Annotated in this window: 26 protein-coding genes; 6 read left to right on the forward strand and 20 right to left on the reverse strand. The window is 63.9% G+C overall.

Translation table 11 applies throughout. The features are described 5' to 3' along the window. Positions 1 to 3: 3 nt before the first annotated feature. Positions 4 to 1524, reverse strand: a complete 1521-nt coding sequence (locus tag RBA95_RS01950; protein ID WP_306015109.1) for a hypothetical protein — start codon at positions 1522 to 1524, stop codon at positions 4 to 6. Positions 1525 to 1618: 94 nt separating this feature from the next. Further along, a complete protein-coding gene (locus RBA95_RS01955) occupies positions 1619 to 3604 on the reverse strand; it encodes a transglycosylase domain-containing protein (RefSeq protein ID WP_306015110.1) in 1986 nt (661 codons plus the stop codon). 137 nt (positions 3605 to 3741) lie between these two features. Here RBA95_RS01955 and RBA95_RS01960 point away from each other — a divergent pair, with 137 nt between their 5' ends. Then, a complete protein-coding gene (locus RBA95_RS01960) occupies positions 3742 to 3951 on the forward strand; it encodes a hypothetical protein (RefSeq protein ID WP_306015111.1) in 210 nt (69 codons plus the stop codon). A gap of 101 nt (positions 3952 to 4052) precedes the next feature. Continuing rightward, positions 4053 to 5078 (forward strand): glycerophosphodiester phosphodiesterase family protein, encoded by a 1026-nt coding sequence (locus RBA95_RS01965; protein WP_306015112.1) that lies wholly within the window; start codon positions 4053 to 4055, stop codon positions 5076 to 5078. A 271-nt stretch (positions 5079 to 5349) separates the two neighbouring features. Here RBA95_RS01965 and rplS read toward each other — a convergent pair whose 3' ends face one another. The 9 genes from rplS to ffh all read right to left on the reverse strand — a co-directional run bounded on the left by rplS (position 5350) and on the right by ffh (position 12786). Then, positions 5350 to 5748, reverse strand: coding sequence for a 50S ribosomal protein L19 (rplS, locus tag RBA95_RS01970; protein ID WP_306015114.1), 399 nt, complete (start codon positions 5746 to 5748; stop codon positions 5350 to 5352). After that, entirely contained in the window at positions 5745 to 6449 is a 705-nt protein-coding gene (gene trmD / locus RBA95_RS01975) for a tRNA (guanosine(37)-N1)-methyltransferase TrmD (protein WP_306015115.1), read from the reverse strand. Before trmD ends, rplS begins: the two co-directional genes overlap by 4 nt. Before the next feature lie 526 nt (positions 6450 to 6975). Continuing rightward, a complete protein-coding gene (locus tag RBA95_RS01980; protein ID WP_306015116.1) occupies positions 6976 to 7584 on the reverse strand; it encodes a hypothetical protein in 609 nt (202 codons plus the stop codon). An 80-nt stretch (positions 7585 to 7664) separates the two neighbouring features. Then, on the reverse strand, positions 7665 to 8333 hold the full coding sequence (locus RBA95_RS01985; protein ID WP_306015117.1) for a hypothetical protein: 669 nt from the start codon (positions 8331 to 8333) through the stop codon (positions 7665 to 7667). 59 nt (positions 8334 to 8392) lie between these two features. Continuing rightward, positions 8393 to 8923, reverse strand: a complete 531-nt coding sequence (gene rimM / locus RBA95_RS01990) for a ribosome maturation factor RimM (RefSeq protein WP_306015118.1) — start codon at positions 8921 to 8923, stop codon at positions 8393 to 8395. A gap of 208 nt (positions 8924 to 9131) precedes the next feature. Further along, positions 9132 to 9383: a hypothetical protein gene (locus RBA95_RS01995; RefSeq protein ID WP_306015119.1), complete on the reverse strand. Its 252-nt coding sequence runs from the start codon at positions 9381 to 9383 to the stop codon at positions 9132 to 9134. Next, a complete protein-coding gene (locus tag RBA95_RS02000; protein WP_306015121.1) occupies positions 9383 to 10630 on the reverse strand; it encodes a type VI secretion protein ImpB in 1248 nt (415 codons plus the stop codon). The genes RBA95_RS01995 and RBA95_RS02000 overlap by 1 nt, the downstream gene beginning before the upstream one ends. Positions 10631 to 10797: 167 nt before the next feature. Next, complete coding sequence (rpsP, locus tag RBA95_RS14510) at positions 10798 to 11229, reverse strand: 30S ribosomal protein S16 (protein WP_371933569.1); 432 nt, start codon at positions 11227 to 11229, stop codon at positions 10798 to 10800. An 18-nt stretch (positions 11230 to 11247) separates the two neighbouring features. Then, on the reverse strand, positions 11248 to 12786 hold the full coding sequence (ffh, locus tag RBA95_RS02010) for a signal recognition particle protein (protein WP_306015122.1): 1539 nt from the start codon (positions 12784 to 12786) through the stop codon (positions 11248 to 11250). Between the two features lie 318 nt (positions 12787 to 13104). Between ffh and gshB the strand changes: the two genes are divergently transcribed. Both gshB and RBA95_RS02020 read left to right on the forward strand, forming a co-directional pair. After that, complete coding sequence (gene gshB, locus RBA95_RS02015) at positions 13105 to 14049, forward strand: glutathione synthase (protein ID WP_306015123.1); 945 nt, start codon at positions 13105 to 13107, stop codon at positions 14047 to 14049. Positions 14050 to 14196: 147 nt separating this feature from the next. Next, complete coding sequence (locus RBA95_RS02020; protein ID WP_306015124.1) at positions 14197 to 14949, forward strand: hypothetical protein; 753 nt, start codon at positions 14197 to 14199, stop codon at positions 14947 to 14949. 171 nt (positions 14950 to 15120) lie between these two features. On the opposite strand, the gene RBA95_RS02025 is transcribed toward RBA95_RS02020, so the two are convergent. From RBA95_RS02025 to zapE, 6 genes are all read right to left on the reverse strand, one after another. Further along, positions 15121 to 16146, reverse strand: a complete 1026-nt coding sequence (locus RBA95_RS02025) for an aspartate-semialdehyde dehydrogenase (protein ID WP_306015125.1) — start codon at positions 16144 to 16146, stop codon at positions 15121 to 15123. A 111-nt stretch (positions 16147 to 16257) separates the two neighbouring features. Beyond that, complete coding sequence (gene mdh / locus RBA95_RS02030; RefSeq protein ID WP_306015126.1) at positions 16258 to 17226, reverse strand: malate dehydrogenase; 969 nt, start codon at positions 17224 to 17226, stop codon at positions 16258 to 16260. Between the two features lie 126 nt (positions 17227 to 17352). Next, positions 17353 to 17937 carry a hypothetical protein gene (locus RBA95_RS02035; protein WP_306015127.1) on the reverse strand — a complete coding sequence of 195 codons (585 nt, stop codon included), beginning with the start codon at positions 17935 to 17937 and terminating at the stop codon, positions 17353 to 17355. 15 nt (positions 17938 to 17952) lie between these two features. Then, positions 17953 to 18093, reverse strand: coding sequence for a hypothetical protein (locus RBA95_RS02040; protein WP_306015128.1), 141 nt, complete (start codon positions 18091 to 18093; stop codon positions 17953 to 17955). Positions 18094 to 18105: 12 nt separating this feature from the next. After that, the gene (gene katG, locus RBA95_RS02045) at positions 18106 to 20403 is read right to left on the reverse strand and encodes a catalase/peroxidase HPI (protein WP_306015129.1); all 2298 of its coding nucleotides are present in this window, start codon (positions 20401 to 20403) and stop codon (positions 18106 to 18108) included. A 154-nt stretch (positions 20404 to 20557) separates the two neighbouring features. Then, a complete protein-coding gene (gene zapE / locus RBA95_RS02050) occupies positions 20558 to 21670 on the reverse strand; it encodes a cell division protein ZapE (protein WP_306015130.1) in 1113 nt (370 codons plus the stop codon). A 217-nt stretch (positions 21671 to 21887) separates the two neighbouring features. Between zapE and RBA95_RS02055 the strand changes: the two genes are divergently transcribed. Further along, on the forward strand, positions 21888 to 22430 hold the full coding sequence (locus RBA95_RS02055; RefSeq protein ID WP_306015131.1) for a hypothetical protein: 543 nt from the start codon (positions 21888 to 21890) through the stop codon (positions 22428 to 22430). Here RBA95_RS02055 and RBA95_RS02060 read toward each other — a convergent pair. Together RBA95_RS02060 and RBA95_RS02065 are read right to left on the reverse strand one after the other, a co-directional pair. Further along, positions 22427 to 22867, reverse strand: coding sequence for a thioesterase family protein (locus RBA95_RS02060; RefSeq protein WP_306015132.1), 441 nt, complete (start codon positions 22865 to 22867; stop codon positions 22427 to 22429). The two genes, RBA95_RS02055 and RBA95_RS02060, sit on opposite strands and share 4 nt — an antisense overlap. After that, entirely contained in the window at positions 22864 to 24006 is a 1143-nt protein-coding gene (locus RBA95_RS02065; protein ID WP_306015133.1) for an iron-containing alcohol dehydrogenase, read from the reverse strand. Before RBA95_RS02065 ends, RBA95_RS02060 begins: the two co-directional genes overlap by 4 nt. A 153-nt stretch (positions 24007 to 24159) precedes the next feature. Between RBA95_RS02065 and RBA95_RS02070 the strand changes: the two genes are divergently transcribed. Beyond that, positions 24160 to 25272 (forward strand): phenylalanine 4-monooxygenase, encoded by a 1113-nt coding sequence (locus RBA95_RS02070; protein ID WP_306015134.1) that lies wholly within the window; start codon positions 24160 to 24162, stop codon positions 25270 to 25272. Between the two features lie 73 nt (positions 25273 to 25345). Here the strand turns inward: RBA95_RS02070 and RBA95_RS02075 are convergent, their stop codons facing one another. Next, positions 25346 to 26851: a CoA-acylating methylmalonate-semialdehyde dehydrogenase gene (locus RBA95_RS02075; protein WP_306015135.1), complete on the reverse strand. Its 1506-nt coding sequence runs from the start codon at positions 26849 to 26851 to the stop codon at positions 25346 to 25348. Positions 26852 to 26868 lie beyond the last annotated feature (17 nt).

The raw sequence follows: 26868 nt of genomic DNA on the forward strand, positions 1-26868 counted from the left end.
AGCTCAGCGCTCGGTCTGGTCCGCGTCACCGGCCGCCGGCTCATGACGAATGGTCAGGCCCAGCGTTTCGGCGTCTGGCGCCGGATAGTCGGCGAAGGCCGCCGCAGAGACAGGGCTTTCAGGGTCCATCTCGATCGTCAGAACTCCGCCTGAATTGATGAAGCCGTCCACGGCGCTGGCCGCCTGTTGCAACAGGCCGGCCGGCATCTGGGCGCCGGCGAAAGCCAGCCCCATGCGCGCCATGGCGCCCAGCTGGACCCGCGCCTGGGCTTCACTGACGCCTGATTGTTGCGCCATCTGCCGGGTGATCCGCTGCATCAGGGACTGGTCGGTCAGCTGCAGGCTGAAGTGGTGGATCAGCATGGGCTCCAGCACGTGGGCCGCATCGTCCTTGCTCTCATCGGCCAGCGCTGCAGAGGCGGCCAGACCGGTCATTTCCTGTTCGAAGGTCAGGGTCAGCCCGTCCTCGATGCGCAGATAGCTGTCCCCTTCAGTCCAGGCGCGGTCTTCAGCCGGGTCATACCGGGTTTCCCCGGCCGCGCTCAGCACGATGTCCTCATAGCCTAAAAGCGCGAAGCTCTCGCGAATGCGGGGGCTTTGAGGATGCGAGGCGGCGGGAGAAACGCGCATTTCGGGCAAGGCCAGCCGGGAGCTGATAATGCCGGACGACGCTTCGTCCACGCGCGCGCTCATTTCCGGCAGGGTGATGAAGACGCCGCCCGCTTCCAGTTCAAGACCGCGCAGATCAATCAATTCATAGGGTGCGGTCTCGGGTGACATCATGGCGGCGCCAAAGGGCGAGCCGCCTTCAAGACCATCCAGCTTGAGCTCGGTCGCCTGCAGATAGGCGACGCTCATCGCCATGGGCTGGCCCTGCTCGTCCACGCCTTCCATGGCGTAATTGGCGAATTCGATCGAGCCGAGGCGTTCATCCTGAACAAAATCGAACAGGCGGATATTGTCTGCGCTCAGCGTGACCGCCAGATCGGGCGCATCGTCGAGCTGCATGACAGGCGCGACCAGATCGAGTTCTGAAAACCCGTATGCGTCTTCCAGAGAGGCCAGTTCATCCAGATCGGCTTCGCCTCGCATCACGCCGGCCACAGCCCGGGCGAGTTCGGGGCTGGGGTCCGACAGGCTCAGTGTGGCGGCGTGCAAGGCGCCTTCGGGCGCTTCGATCGCCAGCGTTTCAAGGTCGAGACCCAGGAAATAGGGCTGTCCGTCCACCATTTGCGGACCGGTTAGCACCAGCTCATCAGCGCGCAGACGACCATTGTCGAGCGTCATCGAGAAATCGGTGAAGACATAGGCGCCGCGCTCGAAACGCCGACTCTCCCAGCTGGAACGACCGGGCGTTTCAAGGCCGAAGGCGGACAGCGCCGTCTGGGCCGTCGCCTCTGTCACATTGCGCTGGTACTGGCTGTCGCCTTGCGCGGTGTCGCCGACATCCGGACCGCAGGCAGACAATCCCAGTCCCAGGGTGAGCGCGAGGGCTAGTGATACGCGTCGGGTCAGAGCAGCCATGATCAGTCCTTGTGGCGAGCAGAGTTTGGGCCAGCCTATCGCAAGGCGCGGCGCAAACCCAGATAACTCGGCGACAGACTGTCAGGTTCCCGTCTTATTGCGCGCCGCCGATCCGGCCCAGCAGATCCGCGATGGGATCGCTGTCTTCGGGGTCGGCGTCCGGATCCTCTTCCGGCGCGGGGGAGGGACCATCCGCGTCAGATCGCATTTCATCGACGGGCCCGCTCAACAACGATGCGATGGGGTCATCCTCCCGCGGGGCATCGGCCAAGAGAGCGTCCAGACCGCGGGGCGGGATGGGCGCGCCGCTCATGAAGCTCGCGAAGACACGGGCCGGGCCTGCGCCGCCGACGGCGTTGTCGGTGGCGGTGTAATCATCATTGCCCATCCAGACCACGGCGGTCAGACCGTCCATCCAGCCTGCGAACCAGGCGTCGCGATTGTCGTTGGTCGTGCCGGTCTTGCCGCGCACCAGTCGGCCCTCGACCCGGGCGCCCCGCGCGGTGCCATAGCTCACGGCGGCGTCAAAGAGCTGGTCCATCTGGCGCAAGACGCGATCCGCAAGCACCCGTTCGCCCAGCGTGGGTTCATGCTCGAACAGCATGTCGCCTTCCGCCGTGCGAACCGACAGGATAGCGTAGGCGTCGGCCCGACGCCCGCCATTCATGAACGGCAGATAGGCCTGGCCCAGCTCGAGCGGCGTGACTTCGTACGCCCCGAGCGACAAGGCGTGGGTGTTCTGCAGCGGGCTGTGTATCCCCAGGCGCTGAGCGGTGCGCAGGACCCAGCCCCGACCCGTGGCTTCGGCCACCTGAACCGCGATGGCGTTGGACGAGCGGGCGAAGGCGCGCTCAAGGGTCATGTCCCCTTCATAGCGGTCGCCATAGTTTTGCGGCGCCCAGTCTCCGTAGGCGATAGGCGCGTCCGTGAAGACGTCATCCGGGCCTAGCCCGCCTTCAAAGGCGGCGGCGTAGACAAAGGGCTTGAAGGCCGAACCGGGCTGGCGCCGGGCGTTCACGGCGCGATTGAACGGCGCCTGGGCGTAGTCATGCCCCCCGACCATGGCTCTTACGCCGCCCTGGCTGTCGAGCGCGATCAGCGCGCCTTCGGTGGCGCCGCGTGACCAGTCCGGGGTTTCAAGCCCCAGGGTCAGCGCCGCTTCGGCGGCGCGCTGGGCGTCCACATCCAGCGTGGTCCGTACGATCAGATCGCCTTCATGTCCGGGCGCCAGCTCGCGCACCTGGGTCATCACCCAGTCTGCGAACCAGCCTGCACCGGGGCTGGAGCTGCCGCGCGACACCCGGATCGGGGTGGAGGCGGCTTCAATACGCTCGGCCTGGCTGATCCGTCCGGTGGCGTACATCAGATCAAGCACCACCGTGGCGCGGACCGAGGCGCGGCGCGCATCATTGGTGGGCGCATAGCGGGACGGCGCCTTGAGCAGGCCGGCCAGCAGCGCGGCCTCGCCAATGCTCAACTCATCCGCCGGTCTTGAAAAATACCGTCGCGACGCGGCTTCCGCGCCCCAGGCTCCGGCGCCGAAATAGACCCGGTTGAGATAGAGCGCGAGGATTTCATCCTTGGTGAAGCGGTTTTCCAGCCACAGCGCGAGCAGGACTTCCTGCGCCTTTCGTTTGTAGGTGCGTTCGGGGCTGAGAAAGAGGTTCTTGGCCAATTGCTGGGTGATGGTGGAGCCGCCCTGCACCACCCGCCCGGCGCGGATATTGGAAATGAGGGCGCGGGTCGTGCCGATCAGGTCGATCCCGAAATGGCTGTAAAAGCGGCGGTCTTCCACTGCGATCACCGCATCAGCCAGCGTCTGGGGCAGGGCGTCGGCCGTGATGACCGCACTGGTGGACTGGCCGCGCCGGGCAATGGTGCGGCCTTCCCGGTCCAGGAGGACCACTTCACCGGTGCGGGGCGCCGGCTCGATCGCGCTGAGATCGGGCAAGGTGCGCGCCAGATGCACCACCACGCCCACGCCCAGAAGCCCGCCCGCGATCACGGTGATCATCATCAGGCGCAGCCAGACCGGCAGACCGCCGGATTTGCGTCGGGTTTTGCGCGAAGAACGGGTCATGAAGCGTCCGGAACTTGAAGACCTGTCCTTGATGCAGCCGCCGGCGTTAAGGGCGCGTGAACTATAAATGCGCGCCGGTGCGCTTGCGCTGGCCTGACAAGCAGGAGATGGTGGCCCTGCCGTAAAGGGGAGCCGTCATGACCATTCGTCGATTTATCCGCGCCGCTGCGCCGTTCGCCATTGTGCTGGCTGTCACTGGCTGCGCCATGTTCCCCGAAGGCGATTCCACTTGCACCGGCCAGGGCCCGAATTCGGCGAGCTGGCCCTATTGCGCGCCGTCCGAGCCGGGCGGTCCCGGACCTGTGGACGATCCCATTGACCCGACCGGGCGCAGCGTGCGCGGCTGACCGGACACACCGTCCGGCGTCGTCACGAAAACATCACGCCGCTTCGGCGCGAGCCTTAGTAAAGTCAGCCCCCTGTGTTTCGCACGGTATGGGGGATGACCATGAACCGTTTCGCCGCGCTCCTGCTGATCACGCCGGTCCTGGCCAGCGCCTGTTCTCCGTCCAATGCGCCGCAAGCGGGCGAGACGAATGAGGCGTCAGCGCCGCAATGGCGCACGCTGGATGGGGCGCCGCCGCTTGTGATCGCCCATCGCGGCGCGTCCGGTTTGCGCCCCGAGCACAGCCAGGCCGCCTACCAGCTGGCGCTGGATCTGGGCGCGGATGTTATCGAACCCGATCTCGTCATGTCCTCAGATGGCGTCCTGATCGTGCGGCACGACCCGTATCTGTCGTCGTCCACCGATATCGCGACGCGGCCCGAGTTTGCTGACCGTCGTGCAGAAATGATGGGACAGGAGGACTGGTGGACCCCCAGCTTCACCGCCGCCGAGCTGACCACGCTGACCGCCAGCCAGACCATGGAAGACCGCGACCAGTCCTATAATGGACAATTTCCGGTCCTGACCTTCGATCAGTTTCTCGATTTCGTCGCGGCCGAGGAAGAGCGCTGCGCTTGCGAGATCGCCATCGAGCCGGAAGTGAAGGCTCCGGCTGCGTTTGCCGCCCTGGGCCTTGATCCGCTGCCCGCATTGATTGCGTCGCTGGACGCTCATGATCTCAACCGTGCGGAGGCGCCGGTGGTGATCCAGTCCTTTGATGCAGACTTTCTCGAGCGCCTGAATGCCCAAACAGATGTCCCGCTCGCCATGCTCTATGCCGGGCCGGATGCCGAGGGCGCGAATGCGGGCGGGCGCAGCCTTGAAGAGATTGCGCAATTCGCCGATGGCATCGGCGCCTACAAGGCGCTGCTCTTCACAGAGGGCGGAGAGAGCACGGGCTTTGTGCAAGACGCCCATGATCTGGGCCTAGAGGTGCATGTCTGGACTGTGCGCGATGATCGCGCGCCGGTCGTGGGCGAGACGGTCCAGGAGGAGCTGCGCGCGCTCTATGACGAGGGCGTGGACGGGGTTTTCACCGATTTTCCCGGCACCGCCGTCGCCGTCCGCGATCAGATGGCCAGCGAATAGCGGGATCTGAAACGGGTCGGGGTTCCGCGCTCCGGGCCATCAGGGCCGCAAGGCCAAAGGCCGCCCGCAGCGCAGCGAGGATCAGGATAACCGAGCCCAACGGGCTCGCAAGCGCGACCGCGCGTCCGCAGCGTCAGCGAAGATCGCCCGAGCGGAGGCGAGGGAGAACAGAAAATCTCCCGCAGGGCTTAGCTAAAACACCATAACAAAAAGCGCCCGCCGGAAAGCTCCGGCGGGCGTTATCTTGTCACCCGTAGAAGGGAAGAAGGGCTTAGCCTTCTTTCTTCTTGCCGCGCGGCTCGATGCCGCGACCGGTGGTGCGCTCGGCGATACGCGCGGACTTACCGCGACGATCACGCAGATAGTACAGCTTGGCGCGGCGCACTTTACCCTTGCGCTTGACCTCGATGGACTCGATCAGCGGGCTGTGGACCGGCCAGACGCGCTCGACGCCTTCGCCGAAGCTGATCTTGCGCACGGTGAAATTCTCGTTCAGGCCGCCGCCGGAGCGGGCGATGCACACGCCGTCAAAGCGCTGAACACGCTGGCGGTCGCCTTCACGGATCCACACGTTCACAGAGAGCGTGTCGCCCGGGGAGAATTCCGGAATTTTCTTGTCGCCGAGCACGCGGGCGGCTTCTTCCTGCTCGAGCTGTTGGATCAGGTTCATGGCTCTTCTCCTTGACGCCGCTGATATCTCGTCCAGAGATCGGGTCGGCGCAGTCGCGTTATTTGTTCGGCCTGTTCCTTACGCCACCGGGCGATCCGGCCATGATCGCCTGACAGCAAAACGTCCGGGATTTCGTGCCCGTCCCACTCACGCGGTCGCGTATAGTGGGGATATTCGAGCAGATCACCCTCAAAACTCTCGTCCTCGGTGCTCTCGAGCTTGCCAAGCACGCCGGGGATCAGCCGCACACAGGCCTCGATGAGGACCATGGCGGGGGCTTCCCCCCCGGCGAGCACGGCGTCGCCGACACTCACCTCGTCCATGCCGCGCGCTTCGATGACCCGTTGGTCGAGACCTTCGAAGCGGCCGCAAAAGACAATAACGCCCGGACCGGCCGCCCACTCCCGGACCATGGTCTGGGAGAGCGGCTTGCCACGGGGCGTCAGATAGATCAACGGCCGTCCATCCCTTGGAAGACTGTCGATCGCCGCTGCCGCTACATCGGGGCGCAGCACCATTCCTGGGCCGCCGCCAGCCGGCGTGTCGTCAACGGAGGCGTGCTTATGACGGGAAAACGACCGGATGTCCACCGTTTCAAGCGCCCAGAGTCCGTTCTTTCTTGCAGTCTCCAGCAATGAGACCCCAAGCGGACCCGGAAACGCGTCCGGATAGAGGGTGAGCACAGAGGCGTTAAACGTCATGGCGCGCGCTTATGGGGCGCCAAAGCCTGCGACGCAAGGACAGATGGGAGTCCCCGCCGTCAAGGAGAGCGCCGGACTTATCCGCCCCCGGTGAAAGTCGCGCCATACTGCCTGTCGTTCCTCCCATGACGGGCGGCCGGCGCGTTCAGGCTGGGAGGGGCGGGATGTCCCGAGGACAGAGGCTGTAACGCTGTCTCTGGCCGAAAAGGCGGGCCCTCACCGGGCGGTCCAGGGCAGCGGTGTCTGATGAGACACTGACTGCACCGGCGGCGCGACAGCGCAGAAGTCTCCGGACGGTGAACCCGACAAGTCATCTCAAGCGCGGGAGCCGAGGCAGGCTTCCAGACGACACACCTTCAACACCAGACGCCCCGCTCTCGCGCGACCCGTCTTTTGTGCTCCCCCTGCGTTTGCGCGTGGGGCTGGTGGCGCATGGGTCCCCGGGTCAAGCCCGAGGACCGAGATGCAGAGTATAATCCTCTCGGCCTTCGGACTTGATCCGGAGGCCCATCCGGCTCCGATCTACCTATTCCAAATCCGTGCGCCGTGCGCTCATCACGCGCCACGTGCCGTCGCTGCGCGGGGTGAGATACCAGACGGTGCCTGTTATGCGCGGTCCATCGTCGGGATCAAGCTCAGGATAGACGCTGCGCGCGGCGATCAGGGCGTGATCGCCATCGGGGCTGAACACAGGCCGCGCCGGTTCGACCCGGACGGCGCTGTCTGAGCGCGGGGCGGAGGCTCTGATCAGGGCGGCGCCGTGCTGGTCGCTCAGCGTTTGCGCGCAGGGTGTGGCGATGCTGGCGTCATTGGCGTCAAAGAAGGCGGCCCACAGGCTCTCTTCCGCGAAGATCCGGTCATCGCCCACCTGGGCATAGGCGGCTTCCCAGGCGCGGAACTCGCGCTCGGCTCTGCTCAATCCGGTTTGCCGCTGCAGGGGCGCATAATGGTCCCAATAGGCGCGGCGCAGGGCCTCGTCGGTCGCCGCCGCGCGCCAGACCGGCGCAAACCCCATATTCCGGGCATAGGTCCAGGCCTCTGCGCCCTGTTGGGGCCAGAGCCCGGTGCGCCTCGCCAGCTCGGCGTTGTCTCCGCTTTCATGGGCGGCATTGAGGATGGGGGTCAGCACCGCCATGGTTACCGCACACTCGCGCTCCACGACCCGGTCCGGCGCGCTGGCGCAGGCGGTGAGGAGGAGCAGAGGGAAGAGGATACTTACGGACCGTGCCAAATGCTTGCCTCCAGAATATCCACGATTGCCCATTGTCCTGCTGGGTTTTGCGCCAGCTTGATCCACCCTTCACTGCCATAGCTTCCGCCAATCTGCATTTGATGTGAGATGGTATGTTTTGAGTACGCGAGAATTGCGGTCTGACCTTCCTCAATATAGGCGGGTCGAGAGAGATCCAGATGCGTTACGGAAATATACTTGGCCTCAAAATGTGTCGGGTCAGGCCGAGCATGGATGCAGTCCCAAGGGGTGTTCCTGCTATTGGCGTGTGTGAATGCTTGCGACAGACTGGGGTCAAGCGGGGCCCACAGCTGCTCGAGATGCTCCAGATCATTGAGTATCATGGCTCGTGCGCGAGCTCTCCCAAACGCTATTGACGTATCAGCTAGCTCATCCAGTTCATCCAGAACGCTCATTAGTCTGTCCATGTCCACGTTCTCGGAGCTGACAGGACCGTCGACGAGTGGGTAATTCACCCAAGGTGTTTGATTGAGATCGATGACAGGCGTGACGGTTTGTTGGGCCTCGCTATTTGGGCCTGAAATGACAGCTACGTACGGATCGTCTTGAAAGTGAGCCATAACGGCTTCAGCGATCTCGCAATCTGTCTCTGCGCCCAGAAAGCCTGCTGTTAAGATGGTCGGTAGCCACATTTGCCCTCTCACGAAGGGAGGGTGCCCCGATCGTGCTCGCCTATCAAGGGAGCGGGCAGTTAGTCGCCATCCTTTTCATCACCCTCGATCACCTCGGGCGGATTGGCGACGAGCTTGCCCGCTTTCAGGTCCACATGAGGGGCGGCGTCCTTGGTGAAGGGCAGGAACCAGACCCCGTCCGGGCCGGAGATTTCCAGAAGATCACCCGCGCCGAAATCCTGCACCGACTTGATCTTGCCCAGCGTCTCGCCCTCAAGGTTCTCCACGTCGAGGCCGATGAGGTCGGAATAATAGAACTCGTCCTCGTCAAGCTCGGGCAGGGCGCTGTGGGGCACATGCAGGAGCGTGCCCTTCATGGCCTGCACCTGCTCGCGGGTGAGGCGTTCCTTCAACCGGACGATCACCGTGCCATTGGGGCCGGGTTTGGCCTGGGTCGGGGTCAGGATCACATTGCCCGATTTATCGAGGAAGGGGCCATAGCTGCACACTTGGGCAGCGTCGCCGAAGGGCTTGAGCTTGGCGTCCCCGCGCACCCCGTGGGCGCCCGCGACAGCGGCGATGACGACAAGCTCTTCTTTGGGTGCGGGCATGGCGGGATCCTTTTCTGCGCTCTCTGTGCCCAAAGATGCGCGCCGGCTCAAGATGGGCGCTGCGCGTGCTTCCCCTCTCCCCCTTGAATAAGGGGGAGAGGCCGGGTGAGGGGGTGCGCTTCAATGTCTTCCATCTCTAAAGACTGAAACGCCGCTTACCCCTCACCTAACCTCTCCCCTCAAAAAGGGGAGAGGGATGGATCGCCTCCTAGGGCATGCCGCCCTGAAAGGCTTCGGTCTCGCCCGAATTGACTTCATAGAGCGCCACGGCTCCACCGCAGCCGGGCTGGGCGCATTTCAAGGCGGTTTCCACCTCATCGAGATGGGCATGCGCCAGCGCGCGGCGGGCCAGCAATTCCTGCACGGTGTAATAGCGCGCCGCGCTGCAGGACTTGCAGAAGGCCTCCAGCCGGCTGTGCGGGGGCAGGTCGTCAAGGCGGAGTTCGGTTTTCCAGGTCATCACCAGAAGTCCTCGGCATAGGGAATGCGTGTGAAAGCGATCTTGCCGCCGGCATAGCCGCCGGGCGGCGGGGTCCAGACGCCCTGGGTCACCAGCGACTTGGCGTAGCGGCTGTTGATCGAGTCGATGGCGTCCTGCAGCGCGTTGCGGCGGGCGCGATCCTCGGCATTGTCCTCCACCAGCCAGTCGGTCTGGGTGACGCCGGGATCATCAAGGTCCGCCAGATACATGCCCGCCCGCATGGGCCGCGCGCGCGGATCAGCCCGCTGGGCGGCGGCCCACAGCGTGTCGAGCGCCTTGAGGCAGTCGCGGTCGGTGCGAGCGCTGTGCAGCGGCAATTCTCCGCTCCACCCGCCCTCGATATGGCGCAGCCACAAACCCATGCGCCCGGCGGTGCGGCCATCGCGGCGCATGCGGCGGGCGGCCTTCACCGTCAGCAGTCGCGCGCAGTCATAGGCGCTGGGCCAGCTGCGATGGCTGGGCGGCAGCACGCGGCCATGGCCATACATGCGCCGCTTGGCGGGCTCGGCATGGACCGCATAGCCGTGCAGGGCGTACCAGAAGCGTTCGCCCCCCACATTGCGCCACAGGGCGCGCATCTGCTTGGGCTGCATGGCCCAGAGCGCCTTCATGTCCGCCACGCCGGCCTTCAGAAGGCGCTTGCGCATGGACGAGCCAATGCCCGGCGCCTCATCGAGCGGGCGTTTGAGAAGCGGTCCCGGCAAATCCTCGGGCCGCCAGATGGTCAAACCGTCGGGTTTGCCCAGCTTGCAGGCCATCTTGGCGAGAAAACGGTTGGGCGCCATGCCGATCGAGCAGGTGACGACGCCGTCGGTTTCGGCCGCAATGCGCGCCTTGATGGCGTTCGAGACGCCTTCAGGGTCGGCGATGGCGCGCGCATCGAGCTTGCAGGTCAGCTCGTCAATGGATTTCACCGCGCCAATGGGCAGCACGGCCCGGATCTCGGCCACCATTACCGCATGCATGCGGCGATAGAGGTCAGGCTTCTGATCCACCAGGATCATGTCGGGCACGGCCTCGCGCGCCTCGCGCACGGTCATCACCGAGCTGGCGCCCTTCGCCTTGGCTTCCTTGGAGGCGGCGATGATGCAGGTATTGCGCGCGCCCTTCATGGGGATCACCCCGACCGGGCGGCCCCGCAGGCGCGGATCGGCGTATTGCTCGACGCTCGCAAAGAAGCTGTCAAAGTCGAGATAGAGCTGTTCGATGGTCTCTGGCTTGCGCATGGTTCGTGTTCCGCAGGCGGCTGTCCGCTACGGAACAAAAATAGAACAAATGCGACGACCGGCAAAGCGGGAAGAGTCAGATTGCGGGGCAAAACGCTGACTCCAGATGTGAAAAACCCCGCCGCGTTTCCACGGCGGGGTTGATCAAATCTCTGAAGGAAAAGGTCCTATTCGGACTTTTCTTCTTCAGCCGCAGCCTCTTCGGCCGGGGCTTCTTCTTCAGCCGGAGCCGCAGCGGCTTCAGCTTCAGCCGCCTTCTTGGCTTCTTCCTTCTCGGCGCGTTCAGCGGCGCGCTCTTTGGCTTTCTCGCCCGGCTCGCCCTTTTTCGGGTTGTTGCCGTGGGACCATTCATAGACGCCGGCGTCTTTCAGGAAGCGCGCGACGCGGTCAGACGGCTGAGCGCCTTTCTTGATCCACTCGGCGGCTTTCTCGGCGTCGACGGCCACGCGGTTCTCGTGGTCTTTCGGCAGCATCGGGTTGTAGTGGCCGATCTTCTCGATGAAGCGGCCATCGCGCGGCATGCGCGAGTCGGTGACGACGATGCGGTAGTACGGACGCTTCTTGGCGCCGCCGCGGGCGAGACGAATTTTAACAGACATGGTTGTGGTCCTTTGAGGTCATTTTTTCTTTGAGAGGCCGAGCGGAAGGCCATCCGGCCCCAACGGCCCGCCAATGCCTGGCAGGCCCTGGTTGCCTGGGCCGCCCAGCCCCGGCAGGTCTGCGCCCTTGGGCGCTTGTCCTTTGAGAAGATCCTTGGCGGCGCCATCGAGGCCCGGCGGCATGCCGCCCCCCATACCTGGCATTCCGCCGCCCATTCCAGGCATGCCGGGGAAACCCCCTTTTTTGCCCTTCTTGCCCATCTTCTTCATCATGTCCGCCATCTGGCGGTGCATTTTCAAAAGCTTGTTCACATCCGGCACTTCGACGCCCGAGCCCATGGCGATGCGGCGCTTGCGGCTGGCCTTGAGAAGCTCGGGCTTGGCGCGCTCTTCGCGGGTCATCGACTGGATGATCGCTTCCTGGCGCTTGAGCGCCTTGTCGTCGAAGCCGGCATTGGCCATCTGGGCCTTCGCCGCCTTGTTCATGCCCGGCAGGAAACCCATCATGCCGGAAATGCCGCCCATTTTCTGGAGCTGGCGCAACTGGTCGGCCATGTCGTCGAGATCGAACTTGCCCTTCGCCATTTTCTTGGCGAGGCGTTCAGCCTTCTCGTGATCGACCTCGGCGGCGGCTTTCTCCACCAGCGAGACGATGTCGCCGCGCCCGAGAATGCGGCCCGCCAGACGCTTGGCGTCAAAGGCGTCCAGGCCATCAACCTTTTCAGAGACGCCCAGGAACTTGATCGGCAGGCCCGTGACCCAACGCATGGACAGCGCGGCGCCGCCGCGGCCATCACCATCCATCCGGGTCAGCACCAGGCCGGTCAGCTTCAGACGCGCGTCAAAGCGCTTGGCGGTCTCCACCGCGTCCTGACCGGTCAGGCTGTCCGCCACCAGAAGGGTTTCGCGCGGCCGCGCCACTTCGGCGATCTTGGCCGCTTCGCCCATCATCTCTTCATCGATGGAAGTGCGGCCCGCGGTGTCGAGGATCACCACGTCATAGCCCTGAAGGCGGCCTGCGCTCATGGCGCGCTTGGCGATCTCCACCGCGGACTGGCCCGCCACGATGGGCAGGCAGTTCACGCCGGCCTTCTCGGCCATCTGCGCCAATTGCTCCATGGCCGCCGGACGGCGGGTGTCGAGCGAGGCGACGAGGACTTTTTTCTTTTCACGCTCGGAAATGCGCTTGGCGAGCTTGGCGGTGGTGGTGGTTTTACCCGAACCCTGAAGACCGGCCATCAGGATCGCCACGGGCGGCTCGCCGGTGAGGTTCAGACCCTCGGGTTCGCCGTCGCCGCCCAGAAGCTCCACCAGACCGTCATGGACGATCTTGATGACCTGCTGGCCGGGGCTGACCGAGCGGATCACCTCTTCGCCGATCGCCTTCTCGCGCACCTTGGCGGTGAAATCCTTCACAGCCGGCAGGGCGACGTCGGCCTCCAGCAGCGCCACGCGGATCTCGCGCAGCGCGGCGTCCACATCCTTTTCCGAGAGCGCGCCGCGCCCGGTCAGGCTGTCAAAGACGCCGGAAAGCCGTTCTGAAAGTGAGTCGAACATGTGTTCGCCTGCCCTGGTCCGCTTCTGGTCACACCCAACAAGGTGTGTGTGAAACGCGCACGCCGCAACCGCCCCACTGGACGAGCCTTCGTCGAGCGGGGGACCTCGCCCGCCTCCGGGCGTTCACTCCTGATCTGTGCAGGACGCCGTGTGCGGGTAAGGCAAGCGGAAAGACGCTTGCGTGAAGCGTGGGCGTTTACGCGGGGGGGCGCGAAGAGTCAAGGGAAAGCGCGATTGTGGAGTCTGCTGACTTCCATTCTCCCCCGCCATCCCCTACCTGTCAGGCCATTGATCCCGCCTCTGCCCGAAAGGCTTCCCATGCTGACGATTGCTTTCCAGATGGATCCCATCACCGCCGTCAATGTGAACGCGGACTCCACCTTTGACATTGCGCTGGAGGCTTTTGGGCGCGGCCATGAGATCTGGGTGTATGAGCCCAAAGATCTCAGCCTTGAGAACGGCATGGTGCGCGCGACGGCGCAGCGGGTGAAGACGCTGCAGCGGGTGCAGGGCGAGCATGTCACCCTGGCCGAGCCCGAAGTGCTGGACCTGCACACGGTGGATGCGGTCTTCCTGCGTCAGGATCCGCCCTTTGACATGAGCTATATCACCACCACCCACATGCTCGAGCATCTCATGCCCGAGGTTCTGGTGGTCAATGATCCGCGCCATGTGCGCGATACGCCCGAAAAACTGTTCGTCACCACGTTTGAAGGTGTGATGCCGCCGACGCTGATCACCAGCTCGGAAAAAGAGATCCGCGACTTCTTCGAGCGCCATGACCGCGACATCATCGTCAAGCCGCTGTTCGGCAATGGCGGGGCCGGCGTGTTCCGCATTCGCGACAGCGCCGAGAATATCGCCTCGCTGGTGGAGCTGTTCGGTCAGACCAGCCGTGATCCATTGATGGCGCAGGCCTTTGTTCCGGACGTTCGCAATGGCGACAAGCGCGTGATCCTGGTCGATGGCGAACCTGTAGGCGCGATCAACCGGGTGCCGGCCGAGGGCGAGGTGCGCGCCAACATGCATGTGGGCGGTCAGGCCATTCAGTCCGATCTCACCGAGCGTGATCTCGAGATTTGCCGCATCATCGGGCCGGAGCTCAAACGCCGCGGCCTCGTCTTTGTGGGCATTGACGTGATTGGCGATTACCTCACCGAGATCAATGTCACCTCCCCCACCGGCATCCAGGAATTGCGCCGCTTCTCCGGCGTGGATGTGTCGGCGCTGCTGATCGACTGGGTGGAAGCCAAGCGGGGGTGATTGAAACCGCCCTGTGATTGTCATCCCGGACGCGAAGCGATCCGGGATCTACCGGAACCACTCTGTTCTGATCACAGAAACGAAACGGGTGGATCCCGGCTCAAGGCCGGGATGACGGCAGAGCAAGCTCGAGGAAGGAAGCGCCCCATGATCGATACCGACACCCTGCATCTGCAATGGGCGCTCAGCTATCCCTTCCCGCGCCCGCAAACGCCCTTCATCTTTCTCGATGGCGCGACCTGGCCGCTGATGCAGACCAGCGGCGGGTTCGGCGACTGGATCATTGATCACGCCAAGGGGCCGATGCGCATGGCGACCGCGCTAGGCGAACAGCGCCTTTCGGAGTTTGAACGCGGCGCCTATCACGCCGTGGCGGCGGTGGGTTCGAACGCCGCGCCCGCGCAGTTACGCCGCAAATTCCGCGACCATCTCGATGACGTCGCCATTCCGGTGATCCAGATCAGCGTGCCCGATCATGTAGTCGCCTACGCCAACCGCATTGCGGTCTATGGCTCGATCCCGGCGACCCTGGTGGAGCGCCCTAGCGGCTCGGTAAGGGTCTGGGCGACGCTTCTGACCGCGCGCGACTACGCCATCATGAACGGCACCGAGGATCGCGGCGAGATCTATGACGGCGTGCCGATCAGCCCGATCCATGTACCCGAAGCGATCGAGAAGCCTTTTGAAGCCTATGCCTGCCTGACAGGCTCACTGCCGCTGCGCGTATCCGCCTTTCCCTCAGAGGGCTGCAGCTGGCCCGTGGGCGGCCAATGGGAAGCCCAGGCCGCCGCCATTCGCGCATTGGAGCTCGATCTCTCGGTCGATCATTTCGTGCTGGAAAACACCGCCGATGCGGAGCTGCGGCTGGCCCGCGATCTGGCGCTGTCAAAGGTGCGGTAGAGCCCATCCCGCTCGGTCCTTAGACTTGATCCGGGGACCCATGGGCCTCCGGGTCAGGCCCGAAGGCCGAGAGGTGAGTGTTGTCCAGAAGGTGAAACCCCGGCCCAGCGTAGCGCCGAGCCGGGGTGAGCGTCCCTCTCCCCCTTCAAAGGGGGAGAGGGGAAATCAGCGCTACTGCTTCAGCCAGCCCTTGTTGACCACCACTTCGGCGATCTGGACGGCGTTGAGCGCGGCGCCCTTGCGCAGATTGTCCGACACGATCCACATGGCCAGGCCGTTCTCGACGGTGGGGTCGTTGCGGATGCGACTGACAAAGGTGGCGAATTCACCCACGCTTTCCACCGGGGTGACGAATTGCGGATCGTCTTCTTCGGCGCGGTCGATCACCATCAGGCCCGGCGCTTCACGCAGCAGGTTGCGGGCGTCCTCGGCGGACAGCTCCTTCTCCAGCTCCAGATGGGCGGCGACGCAATGGCCGACAAACACCGGCACGCGGGCGCAGGTGGCGAACAGCTTGATCTTGGGGTCGAGGATCTTCTTGGTCTCGACCGTCATCTTCCACTCTTCCTTGGTCGCGCCGTCTTCCATGAAGACGTCGATCTTTGGGATGACGTTGAAGGCGATCTGCTTGGGGAAGGCTTCCGGCTCGATCGGATCGTTGACGTAGATCGCCTTGGTCTGGTTCCACAGCTCGTCCATCGCCTCGCGGCCGCCGCCAGAGGTGGACTGATAGGTGGAACAGTTCGCCCGCAGAATGCCCGCCGCATCATGGATGGGTTTCAGCGCCACCACGGTCTGGATGGTGGAGCAATTGGGATTGGCGATGATGTTCTTGCTCGGGCGCTGATCAAGCGTGTCCGGGTTCACTTCGGGCACGACCAGCGGCACGTCCGGGTCCATGCGCCAGGCGCTGGAATTGTCGATGACGAGCGCGCCGGCCTTGGCGATCTTCGGCGACATCTCGCGCGACACATCCCCGCCCGCGCTCATCAGCACGATGTCGACGGTGGAATAGTCGAACGTATCCGCATCCTTGATGGTCAGGGTCTTGTCGCCATAGGAGACTTCGCGGCCCACCGATTTTCGGCTGGCCAGCGCATACACGGTTTCGGCAGGGAAGAGGCGTTCCTCGAGGATGGTCAGCATTTCCTGACCGACAGCGCCCGTGGCGCCCAGAACGGCGACGTTGAGACCCATGGATCTCTCCTTCAGATGATATTGCTCTGCACAATGACGCAGGCTCAGACAAAGAAAAACCCCCGGGGCCGGTCTGGCCCCGGGGGTTTTTACACCGGATCGACCAGACCTTTAGGCCAGGCTGGGATCAATCTTCTTGCACGCTTCCACAAGGCCTTTCACGGAATCGACCGAATGGTCGAACATTTCTTGTTCGTCCTTGTTCAGCTCGATCTCGACAACCTTCTCAACGCCATTGGCGCCGATCTGGATCGGCACGCCCACATACAGGCCGTCCACGCCGAACTGGCCGGTCAGGTGCGCGGCGCAGGGCAGGACGCGTTTCTTGTCGTTGAGATAGGATTTCGCCATGGCGATGGCGCTTTCCGCCGGCGCGTAGAACGCCGAACCATTGCCCAGCAGGCCGACGATCTCGCCGCCGCCCTTGCGGGTACGGTCCACGATGGAGTCGATCTTCTCATCGGTGGACCAGCCCATCTTGACCATGTCCGGCACCGGGATGCCGGCGATGGTGGAATAGCGGGTCAGCGGCACCATGGTGTCGCCATGGCCGCCCATGACAAAGGCGGTGACGTCTTCGACCGAGACGTCAAACTCTTCAGCCAGGAACCAGCGGAAGCGCGCGGCGTCCAGAACGCCCGCCATGCCGACCACCTTGTTGTGGGGCAGGCCGGAGAATTCGCGCAGCGCCCAGACCATGGCGTCCAGCGGGTTGGTGATGCAGATCACGAAGGCGTTCGGGGCGTATTTCTTGATGCCTTCGCCAACCGCTTTCATGACCTTGAGGTTGATTTCCAGAAGGTCGTCGCGGGACATGCCCGGCTTGCGCGGCACGCCGGCGGTGACGATGCACACATCCGCGCCTTCAATGGCGGAATAGTCCTCCACCGAGCCGCCGGTCAGATGGCTGTCCTTGCCGAAGACCGGGCTGGCTTCGCACAGATCCAGCGCCTTGCCTTTTGCCGTGCCCTCATTGAGGTCCATCAGCACCACATCGCCCAGCTCTTCACGAGCAGCGATGTGAGCCAGGGTGCCGCCGATCATGCCGGCGCCGATAAGGGCGATCTTTTTGCGAGCCATGGAAGTACTCCTCAAGCCTTAGAGGGGGCGCGCCTTTGATGCAGGCGCGAAGACAGGTGGGCCTGATTTACGCCCCTCGGCGCAGAAGTGCAATGCGCAGAAGGGAGAAGACCGCTCACACCCCTGTCAGTCGCCCAGCCAGTGCATGAAACTGGTGTTGCGAAAGCGCTCTTCATCCATTTCCACGCCGACTGTCAGCGCGGCGGCGTTGTCGTGGGGCGTCTCGCCGGGCACGTGCAGGTATTCAGGCTGGATGCGGCCCGAAATGATGACCTGGCCGAGCGTTTCGTCCCGTGCGCGGAACTCGAAAGCGCCGTCCGTCAGGGTGAAGCTGGAGGGCCGGATCCGGCGATTGCCGACGAAATAGGTCTGTCCCAGCTCGTTGACCGCCGTCTCCCCATCCACCGGATCGAGGCTCAGCCAGACCGGAATCTCCACGGGCGTTGCGCCGGCTTCGCGCCACAGCTCGAAATCGGTGCTGTGGCCGATGAAGAGATGGTTCACGGTCCAGCCGCCTGCTGTAACCGCGCTATTGGGCAGATAATAGCCGCTGGCGTCATAGCTGACGCTGATCTCGAATTCCTGCTCGGACAAGGTCTCGGCCGCAACCGGTTCGGACGCCATGCCGGTTCCGCTTTCGGGCGAACAGGCGGTCATGGCCAGAACGGGCAGGGCCAGGGTCAGGGCGAAGAGGCGGCGCTTACAGGTCATCAGGCATCTCCTCGGTCATCTCAGTGTCCGTGGAGTGTGCACGTCGAACCCGCCTGCGTCACCCGCCAGCGTGGTCGGGCGTTTGATGATCCGGCGGTCCGGGCTGGCTTCAAATGCAAACGGCGGCGCAGCTTTCACTGCGCCGCCGTCGGTCATGCGTCTTACAGCTTACGCGTTGTCGAGATCGAAGCGGTCAAGCTCCATCACCTTGACCCAGGCTGCGACGAAGTCGTTCACGAAGCGCTCTTCCGCGCCCGTGACGGCATAGTGCTCGGCCACGGCCCGCAGTTCCGGATTGGAGCCGAAGATCAGGTCCACTTCGGTGGCGGTCCAGCGGGTCTCGCCTGAGGACACGTCCGTGCCGATGTAAACGCCCTCTTCGGTTTCAGACTCGGCCCAGCGGGTCGATAGGTCGAGCAGGTTGGTGAAGAAGTCATTGCTCAGCTCGCCGGGCGTGTCGGTGAGCACGCCATGCTCGGCGCCGCCGGCATTGGCGTCCAGCGCCCGCATGCCGCCGACGAGCACGGTCATTTCCGGCACCGTCAGGGTCAGCGTGTCGGCGCGATCAACCAGCATTGCAGCCGGCTCGAGGCGCGCCCGGTCGCTGTAATAGTTGCGGAAGCCATCGGCCGCCGGGTTCAGATACTCGAAGGATGCGACATCGGTCTGCTCTTCAAGCGCATCAACGCGTCCGGGCGTGAACGGCACCTCGACCTCATGGCCCGCGGCCGCTGCCGCGTCCTCGATGCCGACACCGCCGGCGAGCACGATCAGGTCCGCCAGCGAAACGCGGGTCTGATTGCCGCGCAGGCGGTTCATCAGGCCGTTGCCGTTGAAGTCGGACTGAATGCCTTCGAGCACGCCGAGCACACGCTCGAGCTCTTCGGCGTCATTCACGTCCCAGCCATTCTGGGGCGCGAACCGGATGCGCGCGCCATTGGCGCCGCCGCGCATGTCGGTGTCGCGGAAGGTGGACGCGGACGCCCATGCGGTGCGCACCATTTCGGACGGGGTCAGATCCGTGTCGCGGATCATCGCTTCCAGGCGCTCAATATCCTCGGCGTCGATCTGCTCGTAATCGGCTTCAGGCAGCGGGTCCTGCCAGATAAAGGTCTCTTCGGGCACTTCCGAGCCGGCATAGCGATCAAGCGGACCCAGATCGCGGTGAGTCAGCTGGAACCAGGCTTCGGCGAAGGCGGCGTCCATCTCGCCCGGATTCTCGAACCAGCGACGGGTGATCTCGCCATATTCCGGATCATAGCGCAGGGCCAGGTCCGTGGTCTGCATGACGGGCGGGTGGAAGGTGTCCGGATCGTGCGCGTCGGGCACAAAGCGGACTTCGTCGGCGTTCTCAGGCACCCACTGGATGGCGCCCGCCGGGCTTTCGGTCTGAACCCATTCGAAATTGTACAGGTTCTCGACATAGTTGTTGCTCCACGCGATGGGCGTGCCGGTCCAGGCGCCTTCCAGACCCGAGGTCGTGGTGTCCGGGCCTGCGCCCGTGCCGCAGCGATTGCTCCAGCCCATGCCCTGGGCGGCAACGCCCTCGGCCGCCGGTTCGGGACCGACGCAATCGGCCGCCGGACGCGCGCCGTGCGCCTTGCCCAGCGTGTGACCGCCGACGATCAGGGCGACGGTGCCTTCAGCGTCCATACCCATGCGCGAGAAGGTGGTGCGGATTTCCTGCGCCGCGCCCATGATGTCCGGATTGCCGCCGGGGCCTTCGGGGTTCACATAGATCAGGCCGATTTCAGACGCCGCGAGCGGCTCTTCCATTTCGCCGTTCTCGTCATAGCGCTCCGAGCCGGACAGGAACTGGGTTTCTGCGCCCCAATAGACCATTTCGGGCTCCCAATGGTCCACACGGCCGCCGGCGAAGCCCAGGGTCTCAAAACCGGCCATTTCCAGGGACACATTGCCGGACAGGATGATCAGGTCGGACCAGGACAGGGCGTCGCCATATTTCTCCTTCACCGGCCAGAGCAGGCGGCGGGCCTTGTCCAGATTGCCGTTGTCGGGCCAGCTGCGCAGCGGATCAAAGCGGATCTGTCCGCCGTCCGAACCGCCGCGACCGTCACCCACGCGATAGGTGCCGGCGCTGTGCCAGGCCAGACGGATCATCAGGCCGATATAGGCGCCGTAATCGGCCGGCCACCAGTCCTGGGACGTGGTCAGGGTCTGCGCGATATCGCTTTTCACCGCTTCAAGGTCGAGCGCCTCGAACCGGGCGCGATATTCAGCGGCGTCCTGTTCAAGCTCGGAGGAATACGCATTGCTGCGCAGTTCGCTCAGGTCCAGCGTGTTGGGCCACCAGAACTGATTGGAACGCGGCTGGCCGTCCAGGGCTTGCGCGGCGTCCGGATCGGCGCTCTGCGCGAAGCCGGGCGGCGTCACGGCGTGGGCGGAGCCAGCCAATATGGAAAGAGCGGAGACGGAGGCGAGACAGGCGCTTGTAAAGGTTTTCATGTGATTGCTCCCAGCAACTTCTAAAGGCGCTGCGTCATCGTGGGAGCAAACATATCACCCCCGTCAGATCGCACTCGTCGCTAGATAGTGGGAAGCCATGATCTCAACCAATGAATTGAATCGAATGCTGCGATCGCAAAATTCTATAGTCTGATCATGTGGTTGACGCAGAATGCTTTTCTTCTTCGCCCAGCCGGCGTTCCGCGGCCAAATAAGCATGCCCGCCCATCTCGATGAGCCGGGAGACCGTGCGCTGGAACTCGAACGCATACTCGCCTTCGGGGTAGAGCTGGCTGGCCTCTGCGGCGGCGCTCATGATCAGCTTGGTCCTGACCTCGTACAAGGCGTCGATGAGTGTGACGAAGCGTTTGGCCTGGTCGCGTTTGTCCGGGGTCAGCAGCGGCGCCCGGTCAATCATGACGGTGTGAAAGGTCTCCGCCACCATCAGGTAATCCGCCGGGCCCAGCGGTCGGGCGCAGAGCTCTTCAAAGGTGAAGCGCGCCACGCCGGCGGCCTGGCGCGGCACCACCAGCTCGCGCCCGTTCACGTCCAGAATACAGGTCTGAACCCTCGCGCCGCGGGTCAGGCGCTTGAAGGCGGCGTCCATCGCCGAGTCCGCCTCTGACCCCAGCGGATGGTAATAGACCGGCGCCGCCTCGAGCTGTTCGAGCCGGTAATCGCGGCCGGAATCAAGCTCGTGAACGTCCAGCGCGTCCTTGATCAGGTCGATGAAGGGCTCGAAGAGCTGGCGGTTCAGCCCGTTCTTGTACAGATCATCCGGATGCCGGTTGGAGGTGGCGACCATGACCACGCCCTCGGCGAACAGACCGTCAAACAGGCGGCCCAGGATCATGGCGTCGCCCACATCGGTGACCTGAAGCTCGTCAAAGCATAAGAGGCGCGTCTGCTTGGCCAGCGCCTTGGCGACGCGGGGCAGCGGGTCGGAATCCTTCTTCTCGCGCTCATGGGTGATGCGCGCCTGGATCTCCTGCAGGAACTGGTGAAAGTGCACGCGGCGCTTTTTCGACACCGGAGCGGTCTCGAAAAACAAATCCATCATCAGGGATTTGCCGGTGCCCACCCCGCCATACAGATACAGCCCCTTGGGCGCGGGTTTGGACTTGGAAAACAGGCCCGACTTGCCTTCATTCCATTCGCTGAGCGCGTCACACAACGCCTGCAGGTGTTCGGCGATCTTGGCCTGACCGGGGTCGGGTTGCAGACGGCCTTCATCCACCGCCTGTTTCAGGCTGTCCACAGGACCCATTCTCAAAGGCTCCAGATCAGAGCCGCCACAGCCATCAGCGAGAAGCTGACAGCGGCGGCGAGCCAGACAAGGGCGGGACGTTGCAAAGTGCGCATGGGCGCCTCGATACAATGAAGCGCCCGCTCCGCCAAGACGCGGCTGCTTATAGCTTTATGAGGTTGCAGAAGGATTGCGAGGACACGACTTTTTAGCGATACTCGCCTTAAAGGAGAAGTTCATGCTCATCAGGCGGGAAATCGCGGCCCTGGAACGCGCCGGACTCAATCCGGACCTGCGCGAGGAGATCGCAGCCCAGGCTGAAGGATCGGCCTGGGTCCGGTTGTATCGCTGGTATCTCGCGCCCTGGTGGGTTCTTGCTCTGGCGACGCTTGCGGTTGTCTCAAGCACATTCATGCAGGACATCGTGCACCCGCTCTGGTTTGTCATGGCGGTCATCCTGGCGCCGATGGCGGTGATGGAGCTGGGCCTGAGAGCCGTGACCTGGTCGCCCGATCCGGCGGTCCGCTTCCGCAACCGGCTTATCACCCTGTCTATCAACGCGTCCCGCCGCTGGGGCGGGGACAAGGCGCAGCTGGATCTGGCGGAGCTGGCGGACTTTGTGGACGGTGCGGACAATGCCTCGACGGCGGTCGTCCTTTTGACGCCCTATCAGCAGAAACGACGTCTCTATCACACCACCTACATGATGGGATTGAGCCTGTTCGTGCTCACCATCGCCTTCTTCATCGTCGGCCTGCCGCTTCTGCTGGGCCTGTTCTAGACCATCCAGCCTTCAAGCTCCGCCCGCCAGTGATCGGGCAGGGGCCTGGGACGCCGCGTCTCGCGATCCACATAGACATGGACGAAAAAGCCTTCGGCGGCTGCGGTGTCCTCGCCCTCCTTGAAGATGGCGATCTCATAACGCACCGAGCTTGAGCCGATGCGCGCCACCCGTACGCCGGCTTCCAGTGCATCGGGGAAGGCGGTGGCGGCATGATAGCGACAGCCGGTTTCCACCACGAGGCCGATGGTCTCGCCGTGCTCGATGTCGAGCAAACCCGCATGGGCCAGCCGCCGGTTCACCGCCGTGTCGAAGAAGCCGTAATAGACGACATTGTTGACGTGGCCGTAGACATCATTGTCCGCCCAGCGGGTCTCGATGGGCTCGAACTGTTTGAAGTCCGCCCGCGTCGCCGGGGCCTGACGCTCCGAACTCACAGGATTTCCTCATACATCGCGACGATGGAGTCATAGGTCATCTCGCGCGGATTGTTTGGCAGCAGGCGATCATTGGCGGCCACGTCCTCGGCCATTTTCGGCACGTCATTGTGACTGATGCCCAGCTGGGACAGGCGACGCTCAATGCCGACGGCCTCGGCGATCCGGTCCATCTCGTCAATCAGCCCCGAGGAGCCCGGCTTCAGGCCCAGATGCGCGGAAATCTCCGCATACTGATCTTCGGCGGAAGGCGCGTTATAGCGCAGCACTGGCGGCAGCACGACCGCGTTCGAAAGCCCGTGCGGCACGTGGAACATGCCGCCCAGCGGATAGGCCATGGCGTGCACCCCGGCGCAGGGTGAGTTGGAGAAGGCCTGCCCCGCCAGCATGGCGCCCAGCAGCATGTCGCCGCGCGCTTCCCGGTCAGAGCCATCCTCGCACGCGCGCAGGATCGAGCCATGCAGGAGCTTGAGCGCGGTCAGCGCCAGCGCATCCGACATGGGATTCTTGGACCGGCGGTTCGTGAAGGCCTCGATCGCGTGGACCATGGCGTCAATGCCGGTATAGGCGGTGGGATGCTTGGGCAGGCCCAGCGTCAGATTCGGGTCCAGGATCGCCATATCCGCATACAGAGGATCGGCCGCGATGCCGCGCTTGGAGGTCGCGCCGGTGGTGAGCACGGCCACATTGGTCACCTCGGACCCGGTGCCTGCGGTCGTGGGCAGCAGGATCAGCGGGGGACGCTTCGCGCGCACTTGCTGAACGCCGTACATGTTGGACAGGGGCTGTTCGCCGGACAAGAGGAGGGCGACCACCTTGGCGGTGTCCATCGGGCTGCCGCCGCCAAAGCCGATCACGGCCTCCGCGCCGAATTCCTGACCTTCCGCCACAGCTTCGAACACGGTGCTTTCGGGCGGGTCGGCGACGACCTTGTCATAGACATGCACGTCAAGTCCGGCGTCGCGCAGGCCGGCCAGCGCCTCATCGGCCAGACCGGCCTTCAGCACGCCCTGATCGGTGACAAAGAGGATGCGTTTGGCGCCCTTGAGGGCCGGGGCGGCGCTTTCGGCAAGCCGGGCGCTCGATCCCGGCTCGAACAGGGTTTTGGGGACCGTGGTGAAGGTGAAAGCGGTGGTCATGGCCGTCGGCTCCTCCCGTCTGCGGGCGCGCGCTGCGCGGATGCGTCGCGTGTGTTATGAGCAGGGTCTCTTTATGCGGACCGTCTAAACGGGCACAGTATGCTTGTTCTTTTCAATCAGACCAGCCCGGCTGGCCATCCATGGGAGGCGACGATGCTTGACGAAGTTTCCACATCCATTCCGGATATGGGTCGCGCCTATTATGACCCCCTGGTCCAGGATGCCGGCAACGGCCTGACCGGGCCGGGCGGCGCGTTGCATCGTTACGCCATTCGGCCTGAAGGCTATCGGCTGGATGAAAGCGACTTCATCGCCGAGAGCTGGCAGCTCAAGCGTCAGCCCGATTACACGCCGGCTGAACATGCGCGCTGGAAGCTGCTGTTTGAAAACCAGCGCAAGATGCTGCCGGGTCGGGCCTGCAAGGACTTCATGGACGGCTTCGAGCAGCTCGAGCACCTGTTCCAGGACGGCATTCCCAGCTTTGACGACATCAACGCCATCCTCAAGCCCGCCACGGGCTGGACCGTGGTGCCGGTGCCCGAGCTGATCCCCGATAACATCTTCTTCTGGCACCTGGAGAACCGGCGCTTTCCGGCGGGCGTTTTCATCCGCGGCGGCAATCCGCAATCGAAGAAGGTGAAAGAGGCCAATCAGGGCCGCGCGCCGGAATTCGTTGAATATACCGCGGTGGAGGATGACCTCTTCTACCTGCAGGAACCGGACACCTTCCATGACATTTTCGGCCATGTGCCGATGCTTATGAATCCGTTCTTCGCCGATTACATCCAGGCCTATGGCGCCGGCGGGCGCCGGGCCATCGAGTATAATCGCCTGAAGAATTTCGGCGCCGTCTACTGGTACACGGTGGAATTCGGTCTGATCATGGAAGAGGGCGAGCTGCGGGTTTACGGCGCGGGCATCCTGTCGAGCCCGGACGAGACCCTGTTCTCGCTCTACTCAGACAGTCCGCACCGCATCAAGATGGTGCCCGAGCGGGTCATGCGCACCGACTATGTGATCAGCGATTTCCAGGAAACCTACTTCGTCGTGGATTCGATCAAGGCGCTGTATGAAAGCACCGCCGGTCGCGATTTCACCCCGATCTACAAGAAGCTGCCCGCAGGCTTCACCTACGCCACCACCGCAGCGCTCGACACCGATGTGATCGTCACCGAGGGCACGCAGGAGTACAAATTCTGTGGCGGCAAGGGCAAGCCGCGTGCGGTCGAGCACATGCAGGCCATCCGCGACGCGCACAAGCGGTAGGGCGGTCTATGTCACCGTACAAAAAAGCCGGCGGATCGCTCCGCCGGCTTTTTCATGTTCGGGACCGAACAGCCTAGTCCATGGTCGGGATGATGAAGGCCTGGTCGGACACTTCACCGGTGGGCCAGCGCTGGGTCACCGTCTTGATCTTGGTGAAGAAGCGCACGCCTTCCATGCCGTGCTGGTTGGCATCGCCAAACGAAGAGCGCTTCCAGCCGCCGAAGGTGTGGTAGGCGACCGGGACCGGGATCGGCACGTTCACGCCGACCATGCCCACATTGACCTTGGAGGCGAATTCACGCGCGGCGAGGCCGTTGCGGGTGAAGATCGCCACGCCATTGCCGTACTGGTGCTCGCTCGGGAGCTTGGCGGCCTCTTCCAGATCCTTGGCGCGCACGATCTGCAGCACCGGACCGAAGATCTCTTCCTGATAGGTCTTCATGTCGGCGGTGACATGGTCAAACAGGGACGGGCCGATGAAATAGCCGTTCTCATGGCCTTGGAGCTTGAAGTTCCGGCCGTCGATCAAGAGCTTGGCGCCCTCGTCCACACCCATCTGGATATAGCCTTCGACCTTCTCCTTGTGCGCCTGGGAGACGACCGGGCCGTACTGGGCGTCGGGATCGGTGGAGGCGCCGGGGGTCAGCTTTTCGATCTCGGGGATCAGCTTTTCGAGCAGGCGGTCGGCGGTGTCATCACCGACCGGGACCGCAACAGGCAGCGCCATGCAGCGCTCGCCCGCCGAGCCATAGGCCGAACCGACGAGGTCCTGAACGACCTGATCGAGATCGGCGTCGGGCAGGATGATGCCGTGGTTCTTGGCGCCGCCCATGGCCTGCACGCGCTTGGCGTTCGCCGTGCCGCGCGAGTAGACGTACTGGGCGATATCGGACGAGCCCACAAAGCTCACCGCCTTGATATCGGGGTGATCAAGAATGGCGTCCACCGCTTCCTTGTCGCCATGGACGACGTTCAGAATGCCGTCGGGCAGGCCCGCTTCCTTCATCAGTTCGGCCAGGCGCACCGGCACGGACGGGTCCTTCTCGGAGGGCTTGAGGATGAAGGCGTTGCCGCAGGCGATCGCCACGCCGAACATCCACATCGGGATCATGGCGGGGAAGTTGAACGGGGTGATGCCCGCCACCACGCCCAGGGCCTGACGCATGGAATAGACGTCGATGCCCGGGCCGGCGCCTTCGGTGTATTCGCCCTTCATCAGGTGCGGCACGCCGCAGGCGAACTCGATCACTTCCAGGCCGCGCTGCACATCGCCCTTGGCGTCGGCGACGACCTTGCCGTGTTCGGACGCCAGCAGCACCGCCAGCTCGTCCATGTTCTCTTCAAGCAATTGCTTGAACTTGAACATGACGCGGGCGCGGCGCTGCGGATTGACCGCGGCCCAGGCCGGTTGCGCCGCCTTGGCGATCTGAACCGCCTCGTCCATTTCCTTCACGCTCGCCAGAGCGACCTTGGCCTGAATCTCGCCGGAGTTGGGATCGTAGACATCGCCAAAGCGGCCAGAGCCGCCCGGGACGGCTTGGCCGTTGATGAAATGGTGGATATCGCGGTGCGCGGACATGGGGCTTCCTCCATCAG

Origin of the sequence: Oceanicaulis sp. MMSF_3324 (assembly GCF_030733545.1) — a bacterium.
Taxonomy (GTDB): Bacteria; Pseudomonadota; Alphaproteobacteria; order Caulobacterales; family Maricaulaceae; genus Oceanicaulis.

Coding starts and splice junctions, on each gene's coding strand:
- RBA95_RS02035 (WP_306015127.1), bottom strand. CDS start 17,937: ATGACCTGTAAGCGCCGCCTCTTCGCCCTGACCCTGGCCCTGCCCGTT.
- RBA95_RS02075 (WP_306015135.1), bottom strand. CDS start 26,851: ATGTCCGCGCACCGCGATATCCACCATTTCATCAACGGCCAAGCCGTC.
- RBA95_RS01980 (WP_306015116.1), bottom strand. CDS start 7,584: ATGGCGGTGCTGACCCCCATCCTCAATGCCGCCCATGAAAGCGGAGAC.
- zapE (WP_306015130.1), bottom strand. CDS start 21,670: ATGGGTCCTGTGGACAGCCTGAAACAGGCGGTGGATGAAGGCCGTCTG.
- RBA95_RS01950 (WP_306015109.1), bottom strand. CDS start 1,524: ATGGCTGCTCTGACCCGACGCGTATCACTAGCCCTCGCGCTCACCCTG.
- RBA95_RS01965 (WP_306015112.1), top strand. CDS start 4,053: ATGAACCGTTTCGCCGCGCTCCTGCTGATCACGCCGGTCCTGGCCAGC.
- mdh (WP_306015126.1), bottom strand. CDS start 17,226: ATGGCTCGCAAAAAGATCGCCCTTATCGGCGCCGGCATGATCGGCGGC.
- rpsP (WP_371933569.1), bottom strand. CDS start 11,229: ATGTCTGTTAAAATTCGTCTCGCCCGCGGCGGCGCCAAGAAGCGTCCG.
- katG (WP_306015129.1), bottom strand. CDS start 20,403: ATGAAAACCTTTACAAGCGCCTGTCTCGCCTCCGTCTCCGCTCTTTCC.
- rplS (WP_306015114.1), bottom strand. CDS start 5,748: ATGAACCTGATCCAACAGCTCGAGCAGGAAGAAGCCGCCCGCGTGCTC.
- RBA95_RS01955 (WP_306015110.1), bottom strand. CDS start 3,604: ATGACCCGTTCTTCGCGCAAAACCCGACGCAAATCCGGCGGTCTGCCG.
- RBA95_RS01995 (WP_306015119.1), bottom strand. CDS start 9,383: ATGACCTGGAAAACCGAACTCCGCCTTGACGACCTGCCCCCGCACAGC.
- RBA95_RS02065 (WP_306015133.1), bottom strand. CDS start 24,006: ATGACCACCGCTTTCACCTTCACCACGGTCCCCAAAACCCTGTTCGAG.
- RBA95_RS02070 (WP_306015134.1), top strand. CDS start 24,160: ATGCTTGACGAAGTTTCCACATCCATTCCGGATATGGGTCGCGCCTAT.
- RBA95_RS01985 (WP_306015117.1), bottom strand. CDS start 8,333: ATGTGGCTACCGACCATCTTAACAGCAGGCTTTCTGGGCGCAGAGACA.
- RBA95_RS02020 (WP_306015124.1), top strand. CDS start 14,197: ATGATCGATACCGACACCCTGCATCTGCAATGGGCGCTCAGCTATCCC.
- ffh (WP_306015122.1), bottom strand. CDS start 12,786: ATGTTCGACTCACTTTCAGAACGGCTTTCCGGCGTCTTTGACAGCCTG.
- RBA95_RS02055 (WP_306015131.1), top strand. CDS start 21,888: ATGCTCATCAGGCGGGAAATCGCGGCCCTGGAACGCGCCGGACTCAAT.
- gshB (WP_306015123.1), top strand. CDS start 13,105: ATGCTGACGATTGCTTTCCAGATGGATCCCATCACCGCCGTCAATGTG.
- RBA95_RS02040 (WP_306015128.1), bottom strand. CDS start 18,093: ATGACCGACGGCGGCGCAGTGAAAGCTGCGCCGCCGTTTGCATTTGAA.
- RBA95_RS02000 (WP_306015121.1), bottom strand. CDS start 10,630: ATGCGCAAGCCAGAGACCATCGAACAGCTCTATCTCGACTTTGACAGC.
- RBA95_RS01960 (WP_306015111.1), top strand. CDS start 3,742: ATGACCATTCGTCGATTTATCCGCGCCGCTGCGCCGTTCGCCATTGTG.
- trmD (WP_306015115.1), bottom strand. CDS start 6,449: ATGACGTTTAACGCCTCTGTGCTCACCCTCTATCCGGACGCGTTTCCG.
- rimM (WP_306015118.1), bottom strand. CDS start 8,923: ATGCCCGCACCCAAAGAAGAGCTTGTCGTCATCGCCGCTGTCGCGGGC.
- RBA95_RS02025 (WP_306015125.1), bottom strand. CDS start 16,146: ATGGGTCTCAACGTCGCCGTTCTGGGCGCCACGGGCGCTGTCGGTCAG.